The organism is Synechococcus sp. A15-60 (assembly GCF_014280095.1).
Taxonomy (GTDB): domain Bacteria; phylum Cyanobacteriota; class Cyanobacteriia; order PCC-6307; family Cyanobiaceae; genus Synechococcus_C.
In genome coordinates this window covers 2,000,389-2,023,618 of record NZ_CP047933.1, presented here as the reverse complement: position 1 = coordinate 2,023,618, position 23,230 = coordinate 2,000,389, and the positions used below count along the sequence as shown (strand labels likewise).

At 60.9% G+C, this 23,230-nt stretch carries 22 protein-coding genes, 2 tRNA genes and 1 other RNA gene; 8 read left to right on the top strand and 17 right to left on the bottom strand.

Annotation, left to right across the window (positions count from 1 at the left end):
* Positions 1 to 41: 41 nt before the first annotated feature.
* The 3 genes from SynA1560_RS11110 to SynA1560_RS11100 are packed head-to-tail and all read right to left on the bottom strand — an operon-like array spanning position 42 to position 2,557.
* A complete protein-coding gene (locus SynA1560_RS11110; protein ID WP_186469321.1) occupies positions 42 to 644 on the bottom strand; it encodes an ATP-dependent Clp protease proteolytic subunit in 603 nt (200 codons plus the stop codon).
* A 57-nt stretch (positions 645 to 701) separates the two neighbouring features.
* Positions 702 to 1,373 (bottom strand): ATP-dependent Clp protease proteolytic subunit, encoded by a 672-nt coding sequence (locus SynA1560_RS11105; protein ID WP_186469320.1) that lies wholly within the window; start codon positions 1,371 to 1,373, stop codon positions 702 to 704.
* A gap of 29 nt (positions 1,374 to 1,402) precedes the next feature.
* Positions 1,403 to 2,557 (bottom strand): PIN/TRAM domain-containing protein, encoded by a 1,155-nt coding sequence (locus tag SynA1560_RS11100; RefSeq protein ID WP_186469319.1) that lies wholly within the window; start codon positions 2,555 to 2,557, stop codon positions 1,403 to 1,405.
* Positions 2,558 to 2,628: 71 nt separating this feature from the next.
* On the opposite strand from SynA1560_RS11100, the gene SynA1560_RS11095 reads away from it, so the two are divergent.
* Entirely contained in the window at positions 2,629 to 3,891 is a 1,263-nt protein-coding gene (locus SynA1560_RS11095) for a coproporphyrinogen-III oxidase family protein (RefSeq protein ID WP_186500524.1), read from the top strand.
* Here the strand turns inward: SynA1560_RS11095 and panB are convergent.
* Positions 3,803 to 4,621 (bottom strand): 3-methyl-2-oxobutanoate hydroxymethyltransferase, encoded by an 819-nt coding sequence (panB, locus tag SynA1560_RS11090; protein ID WP_186469317.1) that lies wholly within the window; start codon positions 4,619 to 4,621, stop codon positions 3,803 to 3,805. The genes SynA1560_RS11095 and panB overlap by 89 nt on opposite strands.
* 44 nt (positions 4,622 to 4,665) lie before the next feature.
* Here panB and ffs point away from each other — a divergent pair.
* Positions 4,666 to 4,762: signal recognition particle sRNA small type (gene ffs / locus SynA1560_RS11085), an RNA gene on the top strand.
* A gap of 65 nt (positions 4,763 to 4,827) precedes the next feature.
* Here the strand turns inward: ffs and ftsZ are convergent.
* From ftsZ to glsA, 6 genes are all read right to left on the bottom strand, one after another.
* On the bottom strand, positions 4,828 to 5,988 hold the full coding sequence (gene ftsZ / locus SynA1560_RS11080) for a cell division protein FtsZ (RefSeq protein WP_186500523.1): 1,161 nt from the start codon (positions 5,986 to 5,988) through the stop codon (positions 4,828 to 4,830).
* A 72-nt stretch (positions 5,989 to 6,060) separates the two neighbouring features.
* Complete coding sequence (locus SynA1560_RS11075; protein ID WP_186500522.1) at positions 6,061 to 6,915, bottom strand: cell division protein FtsQ/DivIB; 855 nt, start codon at positions 6,913 to 6,915, stop codon at positions 6,061 to 6,063.
* Entirely contained in the window at positions 6,915 to 7,325 is a 411-nt protein-coding gene (locus SynA1560_RS11070) for a hypothetical protein (protein WP_186469314.1), read from the bottom strand. Before SynA1560_RS11070 ends, SynA1560_RS11075 begins: the two co-directional genes overlap by 1 nt.
* Positions 7,326 to 7,350: 25 nt before the next feature.
* Entirely contained in the window at positions 7,351 to 8,412 is a 1,062-nt protein-coding gene (locus SynA1560_RS11065; RefSeq protein ID WP_186500521.1) for a D-alanine--D-alanine ligase family protein, read from the bottom strand.
* A 38-nt stretch (positions 8,413 to 8,450) separates the two neighbouring features.
* A complete protein-coding gene (gene miaB, locus SynA1560_RS11060; RefSeq protein ID WP_186500520.1) occupies positions 8,451 to 9,854 on the bottom strand; it encodes a tRNA (N6-isopentenyl adenosine(37)-C2)-methylthiotransferase MiaB in 1,404 nt (467 codons plus the stop codon).
* A 32-nt stretch (positions 9,855 to 9,886) separates the two neighbouring features.
* Positions 9,887 to 11,677 (bottom strand): glutaminase A, encoded by a 1,791-nt coding sequence (gene glsA / locus SynA1560_RS11055; RefSeq protein WP_186500519.1) that lies wholly within the window; start codon positions 11,675 to 11,677, stop codon positions 9,887 to 9,889.
* 172 nt (positions 11,678 to 11,849) lie between these two features.
* Between glsA and SynA1560_RS11050 the strand changes: the two genes are divergently transcribed.
* Positions 11,850 to 12,938, top strand: coding sequence for an enolase C-terminal domain-like protein (locus tag SynA1560_RS11050; protein WP_186500518.1), 1,089 nt, complete (start codon positions 11,850 to 11,852; stop codon positions 12,936 to 12,938).
* Positions 12,932 to 13,993: a DUF1611 domain-containing protein gene (locus tag SynA1560_RS11045; protein WP_186500517.1), complete on the top strand. Its 1,062-nt coding sequence runs from the start codon at positions 12,932 to 12,934 to the stop codon at positions 13,991 to 13,993. The genes SynA1560_RS11050 and SynA1560_RS11045 overlap by 7 nt, the downstream gene beginning before the upstream one ends.
* Positions 13,994 to 14,015: 22 nt before the next feature.
* On the opposite strand, the gene SynA1560_RS11040 is transcribed toward SynA1560_RS11045, so the two are convergent.
* A tRNA-His gene (locus tag SynA1560_RS11040) sits at positions 14,016 to 14,088 on the bottom strand.
* 44 nt (positions 14,089 to 14,132) lie between these two features.
* Here SynA1560_RS11040 and SynA1560_RS11035 point away from each other — a divergent pair.
* The 3 genes from SynA1560_RS11035 to SynA1560_RS11025 all read left to right on the top strand — a co-directional run bounded on the left by SynA1560_RS11035 (position 14,133) and on the right by SynA1560_RS11025 (position 17,245).
* Positions 14,133 to 14,561 (top strand): DUF4359 domain-containing protein, encoded by a 429-nt coding sequence (locus SynA1560_RS11035; RefSeq protein ID WP_186469308.1) that lies wholly within the window; start codon positions 14,133 to 14,135, stop codon positions 14,559 to 14,561.
* A gap of 5 nt (positions 14,562 to 14,566) precedes the next feature.
* Positions 14,567 to 15,814: an amidohydrolase family protein gene (locus SynA1560_RS11030; RefSeq protein WP_255476942.1), complete on the top strand. Its 1,248-nt coding sequence runs from the start codon at positions 14,567 to 14,569 to the stop codon at positions 15,812 to 15,814.
* A gap of 114 nt (positions 15,815 to 15,928) precedes the next feature.
* The gene (locus SynA1560_RS11025) at positions 15,929 to 17,245 is read left to right on the top strand and encodes an FAD-binding oxidoreductase (protein WP_255476941.1); all 1,317 of its coding nucleotides are present in this window, start codon (positions 15,929 to 15,931) and stop codon (positions 17,243 to 17,245) included.
* Here the strand turns inward: SynA1560_RS11025 and SynA1560_RS11020 are convergent.
* From SynA1560_RS11020 to SynA1560_RS11010, 3 genes are all read right to left on the bottom strand, one after another.
* Positions 17,235 to 17,777, bottom strand: coding sequence for a pentapeptide repeat-containing protein (locus SynA1560_RS11020; protein ID WP_255476940.1), 543 nt, complete (start codon positions 17,775 to 17,777; stop codon positions 17,235 to 17,237). The genes SynA1560_RS11025 and SynA1560_RS11020 overlap by 11 nt on opposite strands.
* Before the next feature lie 5 nt (positions 17,778 to 17,782).
* Entirely contained in the window at positions 17,783 to 18,952 is a 1,170-nt protein-coding gene (locus SynA1560_RS11015; RefSeq protein ID WP_186501663.1) for a folylpolyglutamate synthase/dihydrofolate synthase family protein, read from the bottom strand.
* Positions 18,953 to 19,021: 69 nt separating this feature from the next.
* On the bottom strand, positions 19,022 to 20,242 hold the full coding sequence (locus SynA1560_RS11010) for an aspartate aminotransferase family protein (RefSeq protein WP_255476939.1): 1,221 nt from the start codon (positions 20,240 to 20,242) through the stop codon (positions 19,022 to 19,024).
* A 221-nt stretch (positions 20,243 to 20,463) separates the two neighbouring features.
* Here SynA1560_RS11010 and SynA1560_RS11005 point away from each other — a divergent pair, with 221 nt between their 5' ends.
* Positions 20,464 to 20,607: a hypothetical protein gene (locus SynA1560_RS11005; RefSeq protein WP_186469305.1), complete on the top strand. Its 144-nt coding sequence runs from the start codon at positions 20,464 to 20,466 to the stop codon at positions 20,605 to 20,607.
* A 60-nt stretch (positions 20,608 to 20,667) separates the two neighbouring features.
* Here the strand turns inward: SynA1560_RS11005 and SynA1560_RS11000 are convergent, their stop codons facing one another.
* The 3 genes from SynA1560_RS11000 to murA form a co-directional block, all read right to left on the bottom strand.
* On the bottom strand, positions 20,668 to 21,153 hold the full coding sequence (locus tag SynA1560_RS11000; protein ID WP_186500514.1) for a hypothetical protein: 486 nt from the start codon (positions 21,151 to 21,153) through the stop codon (positions 20,668 to 20,670).
* Between the two features lie 451 nt (positions 21,154 to 21,604).
* A tRNA-Leu gene (locus SynA1560_RS10995) sits at positions 21,605 to 21,686 on the bottom strand.
* Between the two features lie 222 nt (positions 21,687 to 21,908).
* Positions 21,909 to 23,201 carry a UDP-N-acetylglucosamine 1-carboxyvinyltransferase gene (murA, locus tag SynA1560_RS10990; protein ID WP_186469303.1) on the bottom strand — a complete coding sequence of 431 codons (1,293 nt, stop codon included), beginning with the start codon at positions 23,199 to 23,201 and terminating at the stop codon, positions 21,909 to 21,911.
* Positions 23,202 to 23,230 lie beyond the last annotated feature (29 nt).

Sequence of the window (23,230 nt, the reverse complement as noted above, 5' to 3'; positions counted from 1 at the left end):
GGAGCTGGGTAACGACCGAGCTTACGCAAGCGCCTGTTCGATCAAGCTTCGTTGGGATGGGAGATCACACGATCGATCAGTCCATAGTCTTTGGCTTCCTCGCTGCTGAGAAAGTAGTCACGGTCAGTGTCTTTCTCGATCTTGTCGAAGCTCTGCCCGCTCATTTCCGCCATCGAACGGTTGAGCATTTCCTTCATCCGCAGAATTTCGCGCGCTTCGATTTCGATGTCACTCGCCTGGCGCTGCGCAGTGCCACCCAGGGGTTGGTGAATCATGATGCGGCTGTGGGGCAGAGCCAAGCGCTTGCCTTTGGTGCCTGCAGCGAGCAGGAAGGCACCCATCGACGCAGCCAATCCCACACAGATGGTGACCACGTCACTTTTGACGTACTGCATGGTGTCGTAGATGGCCAGACCAGCCGTCACCGAACCCCCGGGGGAATTGATGTAGAGATAGATCGGCTTGCTGCTGTCCTCTGAATCGAGGTAGAGCATCTGGGCCACGAGGCTGTTGGCGATCGCATCGTTGACCTCCGATCCGAGGAACAGGATGCGTTCGACGCCAAGACGTGTGTAGATGTCGACCCAGCGCTCCATCTGGCTACCAGGAAGTCGGTAGGGGACGCTGGGGGTTCCGATGGGCATGGCTGTTGGTGTGAGTGCTGTGGGTCGGGGAGAAGCTGAAACAGGGGTGGCGTCGGATCAGGCGGCAGGCACCGGAGCCGGCAGCTCTTTGCGGCTGCTGAGCACGCGATCAATGAGGCCGTAGTCCTTGGCCTGCTCGGGGGTGAGATAGCTCATCCGGTCGGAGTCCTTGGAGAGTTCCTCAACGCTCCGTCCAGTGTTGGCGGACAGGATTTCCAGCATGGCCCGCTTGTTGTGGAGCACTTCTTTGGCGCGGATCTGAATGTCCGTGGCTTGGCCCTGGGCACCACTGCGCGGTTGGTGCAACACAATGGAGGCGTGAGGCAGCGCAGCACGCTGACCTTTGGTTCCAGCGGAGAGGATCACAGCAGCGGTGCCCATGGCCTGACCGATGCAAATGGTGTGAATGGGGGGTTTGATGTAGCGGAGGGTGTCGCAGATGGCGAACGCTTCGGTCTCGAAGCCGATGGCATCGCCGGTGTACCAGCTGGTGCCTGTGGAGTTGATATAGAAGTAAATCGGTTTTTCCGGATTGTCGAATTCCAGATACAGCAACTGAGCAATGATCAGCTCAGTGACATCCAAACCGACCTGACGCTTGGTGTTGTCATCAGAGAACAACGGCAGACCGAGATACACAATTCGCTCTTTCAGCAACAGAGACGGCAGGTCTGGCGGCGGGGTCCGCATCACCGATGAATCGCCGTAGTAGGGAGCTGATGTGGTCATCCGAGGGCACCGCCTTGGGTCGATGGAGCCTAGCGGGATCCTGAGGTTGGACGTTCATTGCGCTTGGTTTTACGGGCGGTTTTTCCCGTGGCTGTCCCCTTGGCGGAGCTGACCGGTGTTCCCTCCTGGTCGAGACGGCCGAACACCATGCGGCCACTGGGGTTCTGAAGGGCGCCGGTAATGATCACCGAGCGACGTTCTCCGATGGCCTCGCGGGCGTTTTCCACCACCACCATCGTGCCGTCTTCGAGGTAAGCCACCCCCTGATGGTCTTCCTTGCCTTCCCTGACGATCTTGAGATTCAGCTCATCGCCGGGTTGCACCTCGGGCCTCAGGGCGATAACCAGTTCGCTCAGATTCATCACCTTGAGCTTTTTGACGCGAGCCACCTGGGCCAGGTTGAAATCTGCGGTGACCAGGGTGCCGCCGGTGTCTTCTGTGAGCTGAAGCAGACGGTCGTCGGTGCCGGCGCCGTCGTAACGGGTGGTGTTGATCACTAGGCGTTTGTCGTAGGCCTCTCGCAGCTCATTGAGCAGCTTGAGTCCGCGTCGGCCTTTGCCGCGTTTTTCCAGGTTGTTGGAGTCGGCCAGCTGTTGCATCTCGTCGATGACCGTTTCCGCCACGATCACCTTTCCTTCCAGCAGGCCACAACCGATCATTCCGCGAATGCGGCCATCGATGATCACACTCGTGTCGAGGATCTTGGCCGTGGCAGGCGTCAGCACTCCATCCGCCACCAGCAGAGCTTCGGTTGAGGTGGGGTTGAACAGACGCAGCAAGGTGCGGCCATGCACCTCAGCGAGGTTGTAACCCAGCACGCCGAAAAACACATTGCTCAGAATGGCGGCCAGCGGTTTGACCAGAGAACTGGCGCCGGCGAGGGGCAGCAGCAGGATGGGCGCCAGCAGCAGATTGGCGACAAGTAGGCCGAGAATCAAACCCACGGCCCTGCTGACGAGCAAATCGGTGGGCATGGTCCGCACCTGATTCATCAGTTGCTGGCGCAGTCCGCGGAACACCCGACCCGCGATTAGACCCACCACGGCGCCGGCAGCGCTCAAGCCCAAACGCACCTCTTGAGGATTGACGTCATCCAAAAGTTCCTGCGGGAGCAGGTGCACGCCCATCCATCCGGTGGCTGCACCGGAAATCAGAAACAAAATGATGATGAGCGCTTCAACCATGGCCGTCGGTTCTCGCTGCTCAGTCGACTTGCAGGCAGCATGCACCATCTTCTCTCTATTGGCTCGGGATGATGACCGCACCCGCGCCTCGAAGCGCCTACATCCACATCCCCTTCTGCCATCGGCGCTGCTTTTACTGCGACTTCGCCGTGGTTCCGCTGGGTGATCAGGCCGACGCTGCTGGAGGGCCCGGCAGTCGTTCGATCGCGCTGTACCTCGACCAGTTGCTTGAGGAGATCGATCTATCGCCTGCAGGACCACCCCTGGCCACGGTGTACATCGGGGGCGGTACACCATCGCTGCTTACACCCGACCAGGTGGGTCAGGTGCTCCAAGCCCTGCGTCAGCGCTTTGGGCTGCAGAACGGAGCGGAGATCAGTCTGGAAATGGACCCCGCCAGTTTTGAACGGCTGGATCTCAACGCTCTCGCCCAGCAGGGGGTCAATCGGGTGAGCCTGGGTGGACAGAGCTTTGACGATGAAGTCCTCGCCTCTTTGGGGCGTCGCCATCGCCGTGCGGATCTGCTGGAGGCTTGCGGTTGGTTGCAAGCAGCGGTGGTTCAGGGTCGTCTCGTTAGCTGGAGTCTTGATCTGATCCGCAACCTGCCTGATCAGACCGATGTTGCTTGGGCGGATCAGTTGGACCAGGCACTGGCGTCGAAGGCTCCACATCTTTCGATTTACGACCTCAGCTTGGAGCCCGGCACGGTGTTTTCCCGTCTGGAACAGCGCGGCGATCTGCAGATGCCCGATGAGGATGGTGCGGCGGATCGCATTGCTGCCACCAGCGAGCGGCTGTCACGGGCTGGCTATTGCCGCTACGAAATTTCCAATTTTGCTTTGCCTGGTCACGCCTCCCGTCACAACCGGGTGTATTGGAGCGGCGCCGGTTGGTGGGCTTTTGGGCTGGGGGCCACCAGTGCTCCTTGGGGAGAACACTTGGCCCGTCCTCGTACGCGTGAGGCCTATGGGGACTGGCTGCAAGAGCAGCGCCTTCAAGGCCCAGATCGCTCATTGGTGCAGGCCACGGCCTCACCGTTGTCTCTGGAGGATCGTTTGCTGGTGGGCCTGAGGCGGCATGAAGGTGTCGATCTCATCCGCCAGGCAAGCTGCTGCGGTTGGAGCGCAGCGGACTGTCGTCGTTGGTTGCCCTCACTGGAGCAGCGATGGGAGCCATTTCGGCAGGCCGGCTTGATGCAATGCCATGGATCGAGGTGGCGTCTGACCGATCCTTTGGGCATGGCCGTCAGCAATGCGGTGCTGGTGGAGCTGGTGGCGTGGTGGGAGGAGGTGTCTGTTGACGCTGTTCCTCCAGCCAGCTCCGCAGGGCGTTGATGCCAAGGCCACGACCATCCATCCGTGCCTGGCTGAAGGGGGGTTGCGAGGCTGTGAGACCAAGAAGATCTGCTGTCACGCAGACCTGGCCATCACAATCCGGCCCCGCGCCAATGCCGATCACGGGGATGCTCAGTTGACGCCTGACGCGGCCGGCAAGCTCCGTTGGGACGTGTTCCAGCACCAAGGCGAAGCACCCGGCTGATTCCAGTTCCATGGCTTGCTGGAGGAGGCGGTCTTGGCTGCGGGGATCCTGGGCTTGTCGCCTGTAACCCAAACGGTGAACGGCCTGAGGTGTGAGGCCCAGATGGCCCATCACGGGGATACCGGTGCGGACCAACCGTTCGATGACGGCCACAGTCTCCGGTTCGGCACCTTCCACCTTCACACCGGCAGCGTCGGACTGCTTCAGCAGGCTGCCTGCAGCAGCAACAGCGCGATCAAGACCGCACTGATAGCTCAGGAACGGCAGATCGGTGATCACGAGCGGTTGATCCGCCAGTGCTTTCCGAAAGCCCCGGCAGACCGCCTGCGTGTGTAGCAGCATCTGCTCGAGCGTGACCGGCAGTGTGGTGCTGTGACCAAGGCTGACCATGGCGAGGGAGTCGCCCACCAACACCACATCAGCGCCGGCCGCCTCCACAAGGGATGAGCTCAGGGCATCCCAGGCCGTGAGAATGGTGATCGTTTGCCCGGTCTGCTTGAACCGGATCAGGTCGGAGGCGCGCAACCGAGTGTTCAAACCAGCGGACGTCCATTGCTAGCATTGCAAACGACTCGGACCCATGCGGTTCGGACGCCCAAACCTGGTCAGAACCGGAAGGCAGCAGCCACACGGGATGCTCAGGACAGGCGTGGACTCCGGGTCACCACATTCAAAGTCTTGACCCAACGGGTGGTGGGTTCAGAGCCTGATTCGTTTGATTTGGGTCGCGATCACTTGATCGGATCGGCATCGTTCCGTTGCTGACGCTGCCGCAGAAATTCGGGAATGCGAGCGCCGGAATCTTGCGAATCGGATGCGGCGAACGACGATGCCGCTGAACGGGCGACGCTGCGATCTGTGCGATAGGGCTGACCGTTCTCGAACCCGGTGGCGATCACCGTTACGTGAATCTCACCCTCGAGGCTCTCATCCACCACCGCGCCAACAATGATGTTGGCTTCAGGATCGACCACGTCGTAGATCACTTCCGAGGCGGTGGTCATGTCCTCGAGGGTCATGTCTCGGCCGCCGCTGATGTTGATCACACATCCCTTGGCGCCATCGATGCGGGCTGCCTCCAGCAAGGGACTGTTGATTGCGGTCTGAGCCGCTTCGATGGCACGGGAGCGGCCTGATCCCACACCGATGCCGAGAAGGGCTGTGCCGGCTTCGGTCATCACCGAGCGCACATCGGCGAAGTCAACATTCACCAGGCCAGGGCAGGTGATGATGTCGGTGATGCCTTTCACACCCATCCGCAGGACATCGTCCGCGCTGCGGAAGGCTTCCTGCAGAGGGGCGCTGCCGATGGCATCGCGGAGTCGATCGTTGGGGATCACGATCAGCGTGTCCACGTGCTCGGCCAGTCGGGCAATGCCTTCATCGGCCTGACGCATGCGCCGGCGTCCTTCGAATCCAAAGGGCTTTGTGACGATGCCGACGGTGAGCGCACCGCTTTCCTTGGCGACTTCGGCCACCACTGGTGCTGCTCCGGTGCCGGTGCCGCCACCCATGCCGGCTGCGATAAACACCAGGTCTGCGCCCTGGAGCGCCTGTTGAAGATCAGCACGGGACTCTTCCGCAGCTTTCTGACCGATGCTGGGATTGCCGCCGGCACCCAGGCCGCGGGTCAAGGTCTGGCCGAGCTGGACGCGGTTCTGCGCTGATGACTGCAACAGAGCCTGAGCATCCGTGTTGAGCACCCGGTAGGCCACGCCCTCCAGGTCGCTCTGAATCATTCGGTTCACGGCATTGCTGCCACCACCGCCAACACCGATCACCTCGATTCGGGCTGACTGGCTGGGACTGATCCCCGCTGATTCAGGAGAAGAGGACATCTGACCGCTCACCATCTCCATCGTCGGCTTTGAACCATTCAGGTGCGTGTGCATTATGTCCCTGCGGATGACAATCGCCGAGTTCAAAACACACTCGTTGCTGATTCTGAAATCTGCAACCGGGGGTCAGGGTTTGCTCGTTTTCGCTTCCGCTGCTGCCTTGGGTTCCGGTTTCAGTTGCAGTTCCGGCTTCGAGGGATCCGAAAGATCAATGGCATTACTGGTCTGACCGCGCAGGTTGTCCGGCAGGCTGCTGGACAGTAGAGCGATGGTATTCAGCTGCCGGTCCAGCAGCTGTTGATTGGAACCGAGCTTGATCAGGCCCAGCGCTTTGGTGCGCAGGCTGATGTCCCCATCGGGGGCGATCTGAATCAACAGCAGGGGACTTCCCAGCTGATCTTGACGCTCCAGCACAAACGCGATGACAGCGCGTCGACTCGGAATCCAACCCTCGACGCGAACCGCCGTGGCAGGCGCTTCCCCCTGGCGCGCCACCGTGAGCGGCATCCAGTTGCCCTCTTGATCCACCATGCCTTGTTCCCTGCCGCGAGCGCCGGTTCGGCTGGCGGCGGCAATTGGGCGCCGGTCTTCAAGGGCAATGTCAAGGCCCGGAGGCAGCAGGCGACGTTGCACGGAGACTGATTGAACGGGGAGTTCCGCCATCAGCCGCTGTTCCAACCGTGCGGGTTCGAGCGTGATCAGTGGGCGTGGAAAGCGCAAACCGGCGGCCTGGACGACCGCATCAGTGCCCAAGCGGGCGCTCCCCTGAACGGAGATCTGCTTCGGTGATCGCAAACTCCAGCCGGCACCAACCAATAGCCATGCCAGTGCCGCAGCGCTGCCACTGAACACCGTGATCCTCCAGATCTGAATCAGCCGGTCGCGTCGTCGTTCCTGGCGAAGCCGGCGGCGACGCTCCACGCCAGGAGGCATAGGACCTGTGCTTCGGGGCTCACGCGTTCCTGGCTTGGTTCGCGCCATCACAGATCGCAGCGAGCCTTCATCATTAATTGATTCATCCAGCCTCGAGCCCGGTCCGCATCGGAGAAAGGAACATCCATCTGCTGGTTTTCGCCGATCAAGCGCAGTCGGCATTGCCCTTGGGATTCATCCGCCAGTGGGGCTTCGCCGGAGGCGAGCGACATCAGCTCCACCACCTCCAAGCTGTTGATGACGAAGCGCCCTTCCTCTTTGAAACTGCCTGCGTGGAAACTGCTCCAGCACAATTCCCCATCCTTGAGTTTGGCGGCGCCACAGCCGTCGAGCTTGGCCAGTTCTGCGGAGTCGCTCCACACCCGGAAGAGGTTCTGGCGCCGACGTTCCAGCCAGCCCAGAGCGGCCAGCATCACGAACGCCAGCAGCAGCGGGATCCAGAGCAAGCCATGCATCATTGCGGCGGCACCAGCGGCGGTCGGCTCATTCTCGCGCTGACTCCACCAGCTCCGCCACCAGCTGTGGCAAACCAATGCCAGAGGCTTCCCACAACGTGGGGTACATGCTCTGAGAGGTGAACCCAGGAAGGGTGTTGATCTCATTGAGCCAGATGTGGCCCTCCTCTTCGTTGTAGAACACATCAACCCGGGCTTGGCCGTAGGCATGGACCGCCCGGCAGGCACGGATGGCCATGGCCTGAATGTGTTGCGTCACCGAGGCTGGCAGTGGCGCTGGGATCAGCGTGTGGCTGAGCCCTTCGGTGTATTTCGTCTCGTAGTCGTACCAGTCGGAGTCGAAGCGCACTTCACCCACCACCGATGATTTGAGCGTGCTGCGGCCAAGCACGGCACATTCAAGCTCCCGTGCATTCACGCCTTGCTCGACCACCACACGGGGATCGAGCCTTGCAGCCTGATGCAGGCCTTCCAGCAGTTCATCGCGGTTGCGCACTTTGCTGATGCCGACGGATGAACCGAGATTGGCGGGCTTTACGAAGCAGGGGTAGCCCAGGTCGTTCTCCAGGCGGTTCAGTAGCCGCTCTAAAAGCTCGGGATCCTGCAATTCGGAAGCATTCAGTCCCAGGTAAGGAACCTGGGGAATTCCAGCCGCGGCAAAGGCGGCTTTCATAGCCAGTTTGTCCATGCCAACGGCGGAACCCAGAACGCCGGATCCGACAAACGGCTGTTGCATCAGGGTGAAGAGGCCCTGCACCGTGCCGTCTTCACCGTTGGGCCCATGCAACACCGGATACCAGACGTCGATGCTGTTGGCATCCACAGGAATCTGGCGCAGCCCAGGAGCGGGAAGTGGTTCGGGGAGTTCCTCGGCCGCAAGCGCTCGCCCTTGGTCCAGCACCTGTTGGGCCACGGATTCAGGCCACCAACGACCCTCGCGGTCGATGTAGATGGGGATCACCTTGAACCGCTCTTGATGGATCGGGTCGGACAGGCCCCGGATCACGGTTGTTGCCGATCGGATCGACACGTCATGTTCACCGGATGCCCCTCCGAACACCACGCCAACGCGGAGAAGGGAAGTCGGCATGGTCTGGCCGTTGACTCAACAAGCGAACCTGAAAGGTATCAGCTGTGCATGGGAGTGCCACTGAGGGAGAAGGAGCGCACGGCATCGATGTGCACGTTCACCAGATCACCGGCCTGGTAACGCTGGCCGTCAGCTCCGGTTGCACTGAAAAAGGTGAGTCGGTTGGTGCGGGTCCGTCCCATGAGCTGGGTGGGGTCCTTCGGGTTGATGCCTTCCGCCAGCACTTCCTCGGTGCGGCCCTGGTAGCGGGCATTCGCCTTGCGGGCGCACTGCTCCACCAGGGCGTTGATCTCCTTCAGCCGAGCCACCTTCACCTCTTCCGGTAGTTGGTTGTTCCAGTTCGCTGCTGGTGTGTTGGGGCGAGGGGAGTACGCAGCCGTGTTCACCTGATCGAAGCCAATCGCCTCGATCAGATCCAGGGTGCGTCGGTATTGCGCGTCGGTTTCACCTGGGAAGGCCACGATCACATCGGCGCTCAATGCTGCATCGGGCATCCGTTCGCGGATGTAATCGATGATCCGTCGATAGCGTTCCACCGTGTAGCCCCGAGCCATGGCCTGCAGCACGTCGTTGTCGCCGCTCTGGAAGGGGATGTGGAAGTGCTCGCACAACTTCGGGAGCTCGGCGCAGGCATCAATCAAGCGATTGGTGAAATAGCGCGGGTGGCTCGTGGCAAAACGGATGCGTTCAAGCCCCTCCACGTCATGCACGTGATGGAGCAGATCGGTGAGCGTGTGCTGCCGGCGTCCTTCCGGGGTGATGCCCGGCAGATCTCGCCCGTAGGCATCGATGTTCTGCCCTAGCAAGGTGATTTCCTTGTAGCCCTGGGCCGCGAGTCCTTCCATCTCCAGCTTGATGGCCTCTGGAAGTCGTGACTGCTCCTTGCCTCGGACCGAGGGCACGACGCAGTAGGTGCAGCGCTCGTTGCAGCCGTAAATCACGTTCACCCAGCCGCAGATGCTGCTGTCGCGCCGGGCGGTGGTGATGTCTTCAAGGATGTGGTGCTCTTCGGTGGCGACCACCTGCTGGCCGCTGTCCACCTGTTCCAGCAGGGTCTCCAGTCGGTTGGCATGCTGCGGCCCCATCACCAGATCCAGCTCTGGCACTCGCCTGAGGAGGGATTCGCCCTCTTGCTGTGCCACACAGCCGGCCACCACCAGGGTGAGATTCGGGTTCGTCCGTTTGCGTTGCGCTTGACGGCCCAGATAGCTGTAGACCTTCTGCTCGGCGTTGTCGCGAATCGTGCAGGTGTTGTACAGCACCAGATCGGCATCCAGTTCGGCGCTCGCCTCCCGGTAGCCCATGGATTGCAGAATCCCCGCCATCCGCTCGGAATCCGCCTTGTTCATCTGGCAGCCGAAGGTGGTGATCCAGTAGCTGCCTCGGTTGGAGGGAGATGATGCGGCTCCAGCCAGTGGTTTCGTTAACGATGAAACTGTCATGGTGCCAGTCTCGGACATTGGCCCGCCCAAGGTCATCGCTGCTCCAGAAGGCTGAGCTGTTGATTGGCGCGATCCACCTTGCGTGCTAAGTCGCGGTGGAGGGCCAAGAGCATGTCGATCGCAACTTCCGGCTCCTCGTGCTGAAGTTGCTCGAAGGTGTCGCGGTGGAGCACAAGGCAGGTGCTGTCCTCATCAGCCACGAGGTCGGCGGTGCGGGGCAGGTTGTTGAGAAAGGCAATTTCACCGATGCACACACCTGAGCTGAATGTGGCGAAGCGGATCCGTTTGCTTGCTTTCGAACTGTTGATTCCTGCACTGATAAGGCCCGTCTCCACTAAAAAGAGTTCCGACCCTGCATCACCTTTGCGGCACAGCAGATCGTTGCGGCTGTAATGGCGTCGCTCCAGGAGCTCCATCAAACGAGACCTGGTTTGCTCGCCGAGGTCTGCCAACAAGGTGATGGAGTTGTTGGGGAGTCGTTCGCCACCCTGTGTGGAGTGCAGCTGCTCTAGGAGGCGGTTCTCGACCGTTTCCAGTGCCCTATCGAGGCTTTCGAACCAGCCCTCGGCTTCGCTTTCCTTCGTTGGCCAGAAATTTTTGAGGTGTTCGCCTCGACATGCCAGGCAATAAATGCCTTGCTTTTGCAGGTTGCTGAGGGCATCGCGAAGTAATCGGATACTGACTTTCGGTAACGCCAACACTTGGGCCAGGTCGAGCACGACGAACGACTCATTCGTCGTGCTGCCTTCGAGGTGGGCCAGCAGTTCTTCTACGGCTGCAAAGTCAAGAACCCCTTGAACCTGAAGCACCTTGATCTTCTCGCCGTGCTCTTTCAGGAGATCTAAATCGACTTTGCTTCTCCAGCGCCGCGAATAGCGCTTTTGGCCATTGGTGGAGGAACGAATGACCGTTCCAGCGCGATTGGGCTGGTTAAAGAGGTGCAGTTCGAGTCGTTTCGACAGCTCCTCACAAACAGCGATGCCTCGGCAGGAGTTGCCGTAGGTATCCAGGGGCGGTGAGTAGACAGCAATGCCAAGGCGCCCAGGCACGACGGCCATCACGCCACCGCCGACACCACTCTTCGCAGGCATGCCCACGTTGTAGAGCCACTGGCCTGTGTAGTCGTACATGCCGCAGCTGCCCATCACCGCGAGGACATCGGTGTTGCACATGGCATCAAGACCCACCACGTTCGTGATGGGATTTCGCCCTTGACAGGCAAGAGTGGCCGCCATAACAGCAAGATCGCGGCAGCTCACCGACACTGCACACTGTCGGAAATACAGCTCCAGCGCTTGCTCTGGTGAAGATGTGATCACATCGGAGTTGCGCAGCAGGTACCCGATTGCCCGGTTGCGGTGTCCGGTGTCTCGCTCGGAGCGGAATACGTCTTCGTCAACAGAGAGGCGGTTACCAGCCATATCGGAGAGGAAATCCAGTAGGAGCGATTCCGCTCGTTCGGGATCGTGGGCCCAGATCAGGGCAGTGGTGGCAATGGCGCCGGCATTAATCATCGGGTTGCGGGGAATCCCCGTGACCGGATGAAGGCTGATGGCGTTGAAGGCATCTCCCGAAGGCTCAACTCCCACCTTCGCGAGCATGTGTTCTGAGGAGAGGAGCTTCAGGGCTAGCCCAAACGCAAATGGTTTGGAGATCGACTGAATCGTGAAGTCCTTCGCTGTATCTCCTACTTCGTAAAGGCGACCATCGGTGGTGGCGATGACGATGCCGAAATCGTCGGGATTGGCCTTGGCTAATTCAGGGATGTAGTCAGCTGGCCGACCGTCGCGAAGATCTCTGAAGCGTGCATGAACATCCTCCATGATTTGCTGAATTGCCGAGGAGTTCACCACGCGGTTTCCCATGGATGTGGGGGATGCTTAAAAGGAAGTTGATTGATCTCACTGCTGGAAAAGCGGCTGGTCTGTCTCTTCCGTAACTGATTTGCTGGTTGCATCATGCGCATGCCAGCTTGAGGATTGGTGCAAGCCCGCCATGGCTTGGAGACTGCGTCGGTTTCCGCTCACCAAAGCGGTCCCTTTGGCCATCAGCCGGGGCACCACCGCAGCGGTTGAACGACTGGAGCTGCGCCTCGACCATGACGGCGTCATCGGTCGGGGTGAAACAGGTGGCCTCGACACCGGCCACCGCACTTACCAGCTGGCGGGCATCGAAGCGGAGCTTCAGGCCTTGTTGCCCAGGCTCAATGCGCTCAACCCTCGCGATCGCCATGGCTTTGATGCCTGCTTGCGCGGCTTGTCGCCGCCTGCATGCTGTGCGGTGGATCTGGCCCTCTGGGACTGGTGGGGCAAGTCGTTGCAGCAACCGATCTGGCGGCTCTGTGCCCTGGATGGATCGGTGGCCGTCGCCACCAGCGTCACGTTGGGGCTGGCACCGGTTGAGGCGGTGCTGCAGCGCCTCCAGCGCTGGTGGGACCAAGTGCCTGCCACCCGCATCAAGTTGAAGCTCGGCAGTCCAGATGGGCTGGATCACGATCGCGCTCTGCTGGTCGCTGTTGCCCAGTCGCTGGAGAGCCGACGGCAGTCAACCGGTGGGGCTGTGGAGCTTCAGGTCGATGCCAACGGTGGTTGGACGTTGGATCAAGCGAAAGCCATGGTCACTGATCTGATGCGTGCCGATGTGGTGCTGCTTGAGCAGCCGTTGGCTGCCCAACGGGACCCTGAACGTGATGCCGCGGGTTTTGCGGCCCTGCAACCGCATTGCCCCATGCCGCTGGTGGCCGATGAAAGCTGTTGGTCGCTTGAGGATTTGCTGCGCCTCGCGCCCCATGTCGATGGAGTCAATCTCAAGCTGCTGAAAACAGGAGGTTTGTCGGAAGCCTTGCTGATGGCCCGCGTGGCCCAGCGGCTCAAGCTCGATCTGATGGTGGGCTGTTATTCCGACAGTTCGCTGCTGAATGGAGCAGCGGCCCAGTTGCTGCCGTTCATTCGCTGGCCTGATCTCGACAGCCATCTGAATCTCGTTGATGATCCTTACTTGGGCCTTCAGCTCGATGAGGATCGGCTCAGGGTTCCCGCCGCCCCTGGGCTCGGCATTGATCTTCACGAGGGACGGGGATGCTGAAGGCGCAGGATCCCGTGGTGTTGCTTCAGCACGGTGGACTCGACAGCCTCACCGGCAAAACGGGGTTGGCGATGCTGCGGTACCGGCAGGGACCGATTGTGGCGGTCATCGACCCCGCCCATGCCGGCGAACGGCTTCAAGACGTCACCGGCATTGCCCGGTCCGTGCCAGTGGTGGCGGACTTGGCTGCTGCGCTGCCCTATGGCCCCCGCGTTGCGGTGGTGGGTTTGGCTCCCTCCGGTGGGGTGCTTCCAGAGGCGATGCGTGCGGATGTGCTGGCCGCCCTTGAGGCCGGCTTGTCCCTCGCGAGTGGTCTTCACACCCGGCTAGACGATGACCCAGTGCTGCATGCAGCGGTGCAGCCTGGACGTTGGATCTGGGATCTGCGCCGGGAACCCGCGGTTCTTCAGGTGGCGCAAGCGCGCGCTGCCGATCTGCCCTGCAAGCGCGTACTGGCCGTTGGTTCGGACATGGCCGTCGGCAAGATGAGTGCCTGTTTGGCTGTGCATGAGGCGGCGCTTCGCGCCGGCGTGCCCTCAGCCTTTGTCGGCACCGGTCAGGCTGGGATCCTGATCAGTGGGACGGGCGTTCCTTTGGATGCGGTGCGCGTGGATTACGCCGCTGGGGCGGTTGAAGCTGCGGTGACGGCTGCCGCGTCGACGCTGCCTGACACCGGGCTGGTGCTCGTGGAAGGGCAAGGGTCCCTCTGCCATCCAGGCTCCACGGCCACCCTGCCGTTGCTTCGAGGCAGCCAGCCGACGGCCTTGTTGATGGTGCATCGGGCGCAGCAGACGCGCATCGAACGGGTCCCGCAGATTCCCTTGCCACCGCTGCAGGAGCTGATTGCGCTCTGTGAGTCCTTGGCTGCGATCGGCCGTCCAGTCGGCGGTGAACCCCCACCGAAAGTGCGGGCGCTGGCCCTTAACACCGCGCGTTTGGACGAATCCGAGGCCACTGTCCTCAGTCAACAGCTCAGTGATCAACTCGGATTGGTCTGCAGAGATCCGATCCGTCATGGAGCGGATGATCTACTGGAAGCCTTGATGACCCCATGACCCCAAGGTGATGAGGTGAAAGGGCGAGCGAGGGGATTCGAACCCCCGAATAGCGGCGCCACAAGCCGCTGCCTTAACCACTTGGCGACGCCCGCCGCGTCGGTAAGAATCTACCAATTCATCTTCACTGGCCAAGCGCATGTCTTCGCCTCGCAGGCGCTGGCCTTCCGCAACTCTCGTTGCATCAGCGCTGCTGCTGGCCGGAAGTGGAGCTGCGCTTGCCCTCTCCAACCCGAGCCGATCGGACTACAGCGCTTTTGCCGGCCGTCAGTTGGTCAGCCTGGCCACCGAAGAAATCTGCCAGAGGCAAGTGCTGCCCTTGGTGCTTCAGCTCTGGATCAGTGATTGTCCGCGTCTGATCGCTGATCAACAAACAGTCTTGGCAACTCTGGCCGATCAATTCACCCGACGTTGGAATCTCGGACTGGCCAGTGTTTATGTGACTGAGGTTGGCGGTCAGGATCTTCTCCCCAGCCTGCGCCTTCCGAGCTATCGCGTCACCACTCTGGGCATTGCCGGTCAGTTTCTGATGCTGAATGCCTACTCCAAGGATGGCGATCGCGAATGAGTTCAATGCTGCAGACATCTCGCTCCGGTGCACTGAAGGCTCGCTGCCCCCGGTTGCTTCTTGAGACCGCCCTCGGGAACTCCGTTGATGTGCCGACAGCCGCGGGATCAGATGGCCTGATTCCCGTCTCGATCCGTTGGCGAGAAGGGGTGATCGATGCGGTCGAGCCTGTGCCGGAAGCCGAGGGCCTGGTGCTGCCGCGGCTGGTGGAGCCCCATGCTCACCTGGATAAAGCCTTTTCCTGGAAGGACCATCCCAACCCCGACGGCACGTTTGCGGCGGCTTTAGCGGCCAACTACCGAGAGCATCAGACGCGCACCCTCCAACAGGTGCAGGCCCGCGGCGAGCGTGCGCTTCAGTTGGCGTGGCGTCATGGTCTGAGAGCCATTCGTAGCCATATCGACAGTGTCGGGCCCGGTGCTGCCTGCAGTTGGGAGGCGCTCACCGCCCTGCGCCAGCAATGGCTTGATCGTCTGGAGCTGCAACTCGTGGCACTTGTGCCGGTGGAGCATTGGTCGACCCGCGATGGTGAGCAGCTGGCGGCCACGGTTGCTGCGGCCGGTGGTGCCCTCGGTGGTTTTATCCAGCCTCCTTGTCGAGGTCGACAAGAACGACGTGGCCTGCGACGGCTGCTGGAGCTGGCGAATCAGCTTGGGTGCCCTGTCGATCTTCATATCGATGAGGCCTCCTCACATCCGGCTGCAGGAATGCGTCAGCTTCTGCGGGTGATGGAAAGCATGGAGGTGTCGGTCCCGGTGACCTGTAGCCATGCCAGCAGCCTGGCGCTTCTGCGTGATGGCCCTCTGCGGCATCTGAGCGATCGGATGGCGCGTCAGCAGCTGCAGGTGGTCGCCCTGCCGCTCACCAATGGCTGGCTGCTCGGTCGCCAAGGCGACAACACCCCTCTGCGTCGACCGTTGGCACCGATCCGACAGCTGCAGACTGCTGGTTTGCGTGTGGCGGTCGGTGGCGACAACGTTCAGGATCCCTGGTTCCCCGGTGGGCAGCTTGATCCGTTGGCGTTGATGGCCATGAGCCTGCCCCTCGCGCAGCTGGCTCCCTGGGATCACCATGGTTTGAAGCCCTTCACGACCGATGCGGCTCAGCTGATGGGACTCGCTTGGGATGGCGTGCTGCGCATCGGTGCTCCAGCGGATCTGATCCATCTCCAGCAAGGGGGCTGGCCGGAATTGCTGGCCATTCCCAGCGCGCGGGGTGTGCTGGCTGGGGGAGAGTGGGTTCAGGGACCGTAGGTTCAGGGACAGTGGGTGAAACAGCAGTGGATTAAACAACAGTGGGTTGAAGATCAGCCGGTTTCAGATTCAATCGACCGTGCGTGAGGGGGGAGCCTGATGCTGACCAATGCCATGCGAAGCGAGCTGACCGCCATCTCTGGTCTGAGCGTGCTGACTGAGCCGGATGACCTGGAGCGTTATTCCCGCGATGCCTACGACTATTCGCCGGTGCTGCGGGAGCGATTGGCGGATTGTCGGGCCGATGTAGTGGTGCGCCCTGACAGCGTCGATGCGGTGGTGCAGGTCGCGGGGCTCTGCCGGCGCCATGGCGTGCCGCTCACGCTGCGTGGTTCGGGCACTGGCAATTACGGCCAGTGTGTTCCGCTCGAGGCCGGTGTGGTGATGCTGATGAGCCATCTCCGGTCCGTGCGTGCCATCGACCCGGTCACAGGCGACGTCACGGTGGAGTGCGGTTGTCTGCTGAAGGATCTGAACCGCGAGCTTGTGGCCCAGGGGCGTCAGCTGCGGTTGATGCCGAGCACTTGGCGCAGCGCCACGATCGGTGGATTCATCGCTGGCGGCTCCGGTGGCATTGGTTCTGTTCGCTGGGGATTTCTCCGCGATCCCGGGCACTTGCTCGGGCTGGAGGTGGTGACCCTGGAGCGGGAGCCCCGGGTGCTTCAACTCGAGGCCTCCGAAGCTGAAGCTCTCAACCATGCCTACGGCACCAACGGCATCCTGACGGCTCTCACGTTGGCCACTGCTCCGAGCATTGCTTGGCAGGAACTGGTGGTCGACTGCCCTGATTGGTCCACGGCCGTGGAGCTGGCGCGCCGTTGCTGTGCAGCGGCTATTGACCTGCACCTGTGCACGGTGTTGGAGGCAGCGGTGGTGGAGCAGCTGCCCCAGTGGGATCTGCCGGTGTCAGCGAAAGATCGTTTGTTGCTGCTTGTGGCGCCTGATGCGGTCAGCACTGTGCACCGATTGGCGACAGCAGCAGGAGCCGTCGTCACCCACCTGGGCTCCGAGGCCGATCGGCACGGCAATGGTTTGAAGGAGCTCACCTGGAACCACACCACCTTGCATCTCCGGCAACGGGATTCCGCCTGGACCTACTTGCAGATGCTGTTGCCCCAGCCTGAGCTCGCCTTTTTGGACAGCTTGAAACAGTCCTGGGGAGACGATCTGCTTTGGCATCTGGAAGGTGTGCGTCAGCAGGGGGCCCAGCGGTTAGCGGCCCTTCCTCTGGTGCGTTGGCGAGGGGCAGAAGCGCTGGAGCGCCTGATCCAGCAATGCCGCGATCAAGGCGCGCTGATCTTCAACCCCCATGAGCTCACGGTGGAGGGCGGTGGCCTCGGAGTGATCGATGGCGATCAGGTGGCCACGAAGCACCGTTTCGATCCGGCCGGATTGCTGAATCCAGGCAAGCTTGGCGGGTTCAGCAGTTGAGGCTGTCGCGGGTCAACACCCCAGTCACCGGGTTGATACCTTCGGCTTCCTGACAGAGGCGGCGTTGATCATCGCGGTCCAGGAGGGCATCACTGAAATCAGCTCCTTCCACTTGCGCTCCGGCGAAGCTGCTGCCGGAGGCAATCACGCCCACCAGCAGGGCATCGCGCAGATCCGTCCCGGTGAAGTCGGCACGATCCATCAGGGCATCACTGAGGTCGGCGCCATGAAAATTGGCATCCGCAAAGGCCCCTTGGGTAAAAATTGCGCCCGAAAGGTTGGTGTCGCTGAAATCAGCCCCACGGCCGACGGCACCGGCGAAGGAGGTATTGGTGAGCTGCTGTCCGTGGAAGTCCACGTCGCTTTGGTTGGTTAGGGTGTAGTCGACCCGTTCCTGGAACAGGGCTCGATCTTGCAGCCCCACCCCTGCCGAGGTGTCGAGGGCGATGGCCGACACCGGCATCAACCAGAGCATCAGAGCGAATGCGGCGAGGGCCTTCAGCAGCGCGTGCATGGCATGGAGGAGCGGCATGGCCTTCACTCTGCCTGCACCAAGCCGGTTTCCATGAGCTGACCGATCAAATAAAGAGATCCGGCGATCACGGGAGCGGTGGGCGGCCATCCTTCAGCCTGCAGCTGCCGCAGGGCCTCCGCTGCATTCACCGCTGATTTCAACTGCTCGGCCTGATGCGGACAGTGCGCTTTCAGTTGCTCTGCACTCCAGCTCGTGTGACCGGGTACCGGCACGATCCAAGCCTGATCACCGGGATGCAGAAGCTGGTTGAGCATCTCTGGGGCTTGTTTGTGTGCCTGAATCGCCAGGATCCAGTTCTGTGGCGTTCTGTCGGCTGACCAGCGGCGGCGTTCCTGGTCGAGTTGCACGGCCGCTGGTGGGTTGTGGGCACCATCCACGCGCACGCGCAGTCCTTGCCAGCGCATCCACTGCAGCCTCCCTGGCCATCGGGCCGCTGCCAATCCCTCACGGATTGCCGCATCGGGGATCGCGCCTGAGTCCCTCCCCATCCATTGCAGGGCAGCGGCGGCCACAGCTGCGTTGCCTTGTTGCCAGAGGCCTGGCAGCCCCAAAGTCCAGGTGTCATCCAGCGGGTCCACCCAGTCCAGGGTTCCCGCCATGGCCTTCACCCGCTGTTCGAGCACCTCCTGTACAGCGGCCTCTTGCGGACCACTCACCACGTGAGCTCCAGGACCGATGGCCGCGGCTTTCTCGGCAGCGATGGCCTGCAGGGTGGGTCCGAGATGCTCGCGATGGTCGAGACCAATGGAGCCCACGGCGATCAAGGGCCGTTGTGGGTGGGCGGTGGTGGCATCCAGTCGACCGCCCAGCCCAGCCTCCAGCACCAGCCAGTCGGGCTGTTGTTGATCGAAATGCACGAGGGCGGCGCAGATCAGTTGTTCGAAGGGCGTCAGACGATGCTCTTCGACCACAGGCTGCAGTGATTCCAGGATCTTGCGCAGCGTTTCAATCCTGATGAGAGCGTCATCGACCCGGATGCGTTCGCACCAGCTCACGAGATGGGGTGAGGTGGTCAGGCCGGAACGAAGGCCCGCCGCCATTAGGCCGTGATGGATCAAACAGGCGATCGATCCTTTGCCATTGGTGCCCACCACCTGAACGGCGGGGATCGATCCTGCAGGGCTCTGCAGATGTTTCAGTGCCAACTGCATCCGCTCCAGGGACAGATCCATGCCCCGCAGATCAAATCGCGGCAGCAGGTCACTCAAGTCCTGCGGATGGGATGACGACGATCGCTCCACTCAGGTCACGCGGACCAGGGCTCGTTCCAGCCTGGTGAGCAGGATCTGCACTTCGCGGGAGCTGATCACCAAGGCCGGCACCATCCGAACCACCTGGGCACCAGCGGGCACCAACAGCAACTGTTCTTCCAGCGCTGCTTTCACCACATCAACGGCCTGGATGCCGCAGTCGTCTTTCAGCACGAGTCCCTGCAGAAGGCCCCAGCCACGGCTACCAGCCAGCTGATCTGGATAACGCTCGACCAGTCGGTTCAGACCGGCTCGCAATTGATCGCCGCGTTGGCGCACATTCCTGAGCAGATTGCGTCGTGCGATTTCGCTGGCCACTGTCAGCCCCGCACGACAGGCGAAGGGGTTGCCTCCGAAAGTGCTCGCATGGTCCCCGGGTTCGAACACATCCGCGTTGCTCCGCACCATGAGCGCTCCCACGGCATGGCCACCTCCTAGGCCTTTGGCCAGCGTCAGCGCGTCAGGGACCACACCGAGCTGTTCATAGCCCCAAAGCGTGCCGGTGCGACCCATGCCCACCTGCACCTCATCAAAGATCAACAGAATGTTGCGGGCATCACAGTGTCGGCGGATCGCCTTCATCACGTCAGGATCACCCGGGTTCACGCCGCCCTCACCCTGCAGAGGTTCGATCAGCACGGCAGCCACGCGTGGACCGTTCTGTTCAAGACGTTCGAGCAACTGTTCGAACTCTGTGAGGTCGTTGTAGGTGAAGAACTCGAACCCTTCGACCATGGGCTCGAAGCCCTGGTGATAGCGAGGTTGGCCTGTGGCGCTGACGGCGGCGAGTGTGCGTCCGTGGAAGCTGGCGGCCGCGGTGATAATCACCGGACGCTCGATGCCTCGCTTCTGATGGCCGTGCTTGCGGGCCAGCTTGATGGCGGCCTCATTGGCTTCAGCACCGGAATTGCAGAAGAAGACGCTGTCGGCGCAGCTGTTCTTCACTAGCCAGGCTGCCAGTTGTTCTTGTTCCGGAATTTGGTACAAGTTCGAGACGTGCTGAAGCTTGCTCAACTGACCCGTCAGGGCTTTGCGTATCGCACGGTTGCTGTGGCCCAGGGTGCAGGTGGCGATCCCGGCGACAGCATCCAGATGGCGCCGGCTCTGGTCATCCCAGACCCAGCATCCTTTGCCCCGGAGCAAGGCGATCGGGAAGCGGTTGTATGTGCCCATCACCGCGGCTGACGGAGTCACTGGCGAGGCATCCACCATGGATCTGTAAGGGCTGGTCCCAGAGGGGAACGAACGTGGTGCCATTCTCCCGTAGCACCCTCCCGGATGCCTTGAAATCAGTCATCCAACCTTGAAATTGAAACCCAACCATCGCTTGGTTCGTAGGTGCGGCTTCACCTCGACTTGTCAGGAATTCACCAATTGCTTGCATTGCAGCTTCGGCGCGGTTTCATGGCACCAATACAGTTGCCTGCGCTGGCATGTCCGAGCTTCTTAAGCGTCAGATTGAGCGACTCGAGACAGATATCGATCTCTCAACGGATTGGCTTGAAATCCGTTACTTGATGTCTGAATTGGATCAGTTGAAAGCGTTGTACGAAGAGTCTGGCGCTGAGGCTGCCTAGCGCATCTTGGACAACGCCGACGCCTCGTCTGAGACGCGTCTGTGGATTATTGAGCTCGCACTAGGCCTCTTTTTGCACCATCTCCGATCCTCCCAAGGACCGACTTGCGGACGCTAAGTCGTACATCTCTTGATGGATGTTGGGTGATTCCTGAGTGAACCAGTCGGTGTAGCGCGGCATCTGGATCACTTTTTTACCAAAATTCAGGATTTGGTACTCAAGGGAGATGAAGTCAGCGCCGAACCGATAGCCAAGGTCCACCAGGATCTTGCCGGTTTCCGCTGGGAGGTTAATCGAGGCTTCCGTCTGATTGGATCGCACCTCGATTGTTTTGGAGGCGATGGACTGATCCCCTGAGATGTCCCGAATTCTGATAAAGAGTGTGGAGCCAAACTCTCGGTCGATCATTGCTCTCGTTTCTGATCTGAGCTGCCACTGGCAGCGCAGGGCTCCAGATGTTTGTTTGGTCGCAAAAAACGAATTATCTCCGATTTTTGGATCGGTCGACCTCTTTTTTTTATTTGCTATTCCAAGGATCGAAAGCAACCACTTCATATAATTAACTCTCTTTGGTGGTGAATAGGCTTTCTAACCTGTGATCGAATGTTTTCCGAAGGCTTCGCATTGATGCTTAACGCTTGATGCTTTTACGGTCGTAACTCGATCACCAAACCATGGCAAGCTTCAGGATTGCCGTGACGGATGACACCATCCTCCCGTTTGCAGGTGCCTGATTCGCGCCATGGCGGTTCGTCGCCGTTTGTTCAGCATTCGACCTGAGCTTCTGGGAGATGGATGCTGTTGCGAGTCTTCTTGCCCTTTGCCGCCAATGGCTGGGACGATCATTCGATCTTGAAGGCAAGCCATCGATCGGCGACGTTGGCTGAACGTTGCTTGACCACCATCCCCGTTGGAGGGTGTTGCGCATCACGCCAGTGCTGACGCTGAGGAATTCACGCGACAGCTTGATCAGTCAAGCTCTGCATGGTGGCTTCAATACAGGCGGTCGGACTTGAACCGACAAGAGTTGCCCCGGCGCATTTTGAGTGCGCTGCGTCTACCAATTCCGCCACGCCTGCACGTGGTTTGGATGGATGCTACACGCTGGCAGCCCGTCATCAACACGGCACGGATTGTTCGCCAAGTGGTGTGTCTTCCGTGGCATTTGCCCGCCGAATTCCTTCACTTCGATTGCAGAACTCACCGTCGATGCATCGATCCATCCTGATGCAACCTGAGCGGGTGCTCATGCGATCTTCAACCCTGTCTTTTTGCCGATTGACGACCCTTCCGGCTCAGCATTAGCAGCGCTCAAGTCGTGCGCCGCTTCCTTTGAGCTTGGCCTCGATTCCGGCATAGCCCCGATCCAGGTGATTGAGGCCGCTCACTTGTGTTTTGCCCTGAGCCACAAGGCCCGCCAGCACCATTGCCGCTGAGGCTCTCAAGTCGGTTCCTTTCACCGGTGCTCCGCTTAGGCAGGGCACACCCTCCACCACGGCGCTGTTGCCTTGAACGCGGATCGCTGCGCCCATGCGCTGGAGTTCCGCCACATGCTGCATGCGGTTTTCGTAGATCTTTTCGGTGATCACGCTGGTGCCTTTCGCGGTGGCCAGCAGAGCCATGAACGGTGCCTGGAGATCGGTAGGGAAGCCAGGGAAGGGTTGTGTAGTGATGTCAATGCCCTGGATTTCACCAGGAGTGATCACGATGCCGTCGCCGTCGAACTCCAGCTTGCAACCGCAATCTTTCAGCTTCTGCAGCACAGCGCTGAGATGGTCGGGAATCACCGGCGCGACCCGCAGGGCGGAGCGGGTGATGGCTGCTGCCAATAGAAATGTTCCGGCCTCGATTCGGTCAGGAATCACCGTGTAGTCGCAACCCTGCAAGCGTTCGACACCTTGGATCGTGATCGTCGGACCGCCGGCGCCGCTGATGCAGGCGCCCATGGCGTTGAGCAGATTGGCTAGGTCTTGAACCTCAGGCTCCTGCGCGGCGTTTTCGATCACGCTGGTGCCATCGGCCAGCGTGGCGGCCATCAGGATGGTTTCGGTGGCGCCGACGCTCGGGCAGTCCAGAACAATCGAATTGCCTTTTAAGCGTTGGCTCTTACCGGGAACAGCGGCCGTGACCACCCCATGTTCAACGGTCACCATGGCTCCGAGTGCCTTGAGGCCTCGGATGTGCTCCACCACAGGACGCGCTCCGATGCGGCAGCCACCTGGCAGGGGGACCTTGGCGTGGCCTAAGCGAGCCAAGATGGAGCCGATGGCGAAGAAGCTGGCACGGAGGCCGTTCACCAGCTCGTAGGGCGGCTCTGCACTGGTCAGGGTGGCGGCGTGAAGTCGCACCGTTTCATGGCTGCGCTCGACGGCCACGCCCATCGACATCAGGATTTTCGCCATCCCATCGATGTCAGTGAGCGGCGGCACGTTGTGCAGCGTCAGGGGCTCATCGGTGAGCAGAGCCGCTGTCATCAGCACCAAGGCGGAATTCTTGGCTCCACTGACGCGCAATTCACCCTCTAGTCGGTGCCCTCCATCGATCTCAAGGTGCGGCTTGAGAATGTCTTGAGACGCGGGAGCCGCGACTGTCATTCCTTGGGATTTCTGGAGGAACGCCCATC

Excerpts from the sequence above, each read along its gene's own strand:
- SynA1560_RS11110 (WP_186469321.1), bottom strand. The coding sequence starts at position 644 with ATGCCCATCGGAACCCCCAGCGTCCCCTACCGACTTCCTGGTAGCCAG.
- SynA1560_RS11105 (WP_186469320.1), bottom strand. The coding sequence starts at position 1,373 with ATGACCACATCAGCTCCCTACTACGGCGATTCATCGGTGATGCGGACC.
- SynA1560_RS11100 (WP_186469319.1), bottom strand. The coding sequence starts at position 2,557 with ATGGTTGAAGCGCTCATCATCATTTTGTTTCTGATTTCCGGTGCAGCC.
- SynA1560_RS11095 (WP_186500524.1), top strand. The coding sequence starts at position 2,629 with ATGACCGCACCCGCGCCTCGAAGCGCCTACATCCACATCCCCTTCTGC.
- ftsZ (WP_186500523.1), bottom strand. The coding sequence starts at position 5,988 with ATGCACACGCACCTGAATGGTTCAAAGCCGACGATGGAGATGGTGAGC.
- SynA1560_RS11075 (WP_186500522.1), bottom strand. The coding sequence starts at position 6,915 with ATGGCGCGAACCAAGCCAGGAACGCGTGAGCCCCGAAGCACAGGTCCT.
- SynA1560_RS11070 (WP_186469314.1), bottom strand. The coding sequence starts at position 7,325 with ATGATGCATGGCTTGCTCTGGATCCCGCTGCTGCTGGCGTTCGTGATG.
- SynA1560_RS11065 (WP_186500521.1), bottom strand. The coding sequence starts at position 8,412 with ATGCCGACTTCCCTTCTCCGCGTTGGCGTGGTGTTCGGAGGGGCATCC.
- miaB (WP_186500520.1), bottom strand. The coding sequence starts at position 9,854 with ATGACAGTTTCATCGTTAACGAAACCACTGGCTGGAGCCGCATCATCT.
- glsA (WP_186500519.1), bottom strand. The coding sequence starts at position 11,677 with ATGGAGGATGTTCATGCACGCTTCAGAGATCTTCGCGACGGTCGGCCA.
- SynA1560_RS11050 (WP_186500518.1), top strand. The coding sequence starts at position 11,850 with ATGGCTTGGAGACTGCGTCGGTTTCCGCTCACCAAAGCGGTCCCTTTG.
- SynA1560_RS11045 (WP_186500517.1), top strand. The coding sequence starts at position 12,932 with ATGCTGAAGGCGCAGGATCCCGTGGTGTTGCTTCAGCACGGTGGACTC.
- SynA1560_RS11035 (WP_186469308.1), top strand. The coding sequence starts at position 14,133 with ATGTCTTCGCCTCGCAGGCGCTGGCCTTCCGCAACTCTCGTTGCATCA.
- SynA1560_RS11030 (WP_255476942.1), top strand. The coding sequence starts at position 14,567 with ATGCTGCAGACATCTCGCTCCGGTGCACTGAAGGCTCGCTGCCCCCGG.
- SynA1560_RS11025 (WP_255476941.1), top strand. The coding sequence starts at position 15,929 with ATGCGAAGCGAGCTGACCGCCATCTCTGGTCTGAGCGTGCTGACTGAG.
- SynA1560_RS11020 (WP_255476940.1), bottom strand. The coding sequence starts at position 17,777 with ATGCCGCTCCTCCATGCCATGCACGCGCTGCTGAAGGCCCTCGCCGCA.
- SynA1560_RS11015 (WP_186501663.1), bottom strand. The coding sequence starts at position 18,952 with ATGGATCTGTCCCTGGAGCGGATGCAGTTGGCACTGAAACATCTGCAG.
- SynA1560_RS11010 (WP_255476939.1), bottom strand. The coding sequence starts at position 20,242 with ATGGTGGATGCCTCGCCAGTGACTCCGTCAGCCGCGGTGATGGGCACA.
- SynA1560_RS11005 (WP_186469305.1), top strand. The coding sequence starts at position 20,464 with ATGTCCGAGCTTCTTAAGCGTCAGATTGAGCGACTCGAGACAGATATC.
- murA (WP_186469303.1), bottom strand. The coding sequence starts at position 23,201 with ATGACAGTCGCGGCTCCCGCGTCTCAAGACATTCTCAAGCCGCACCTT.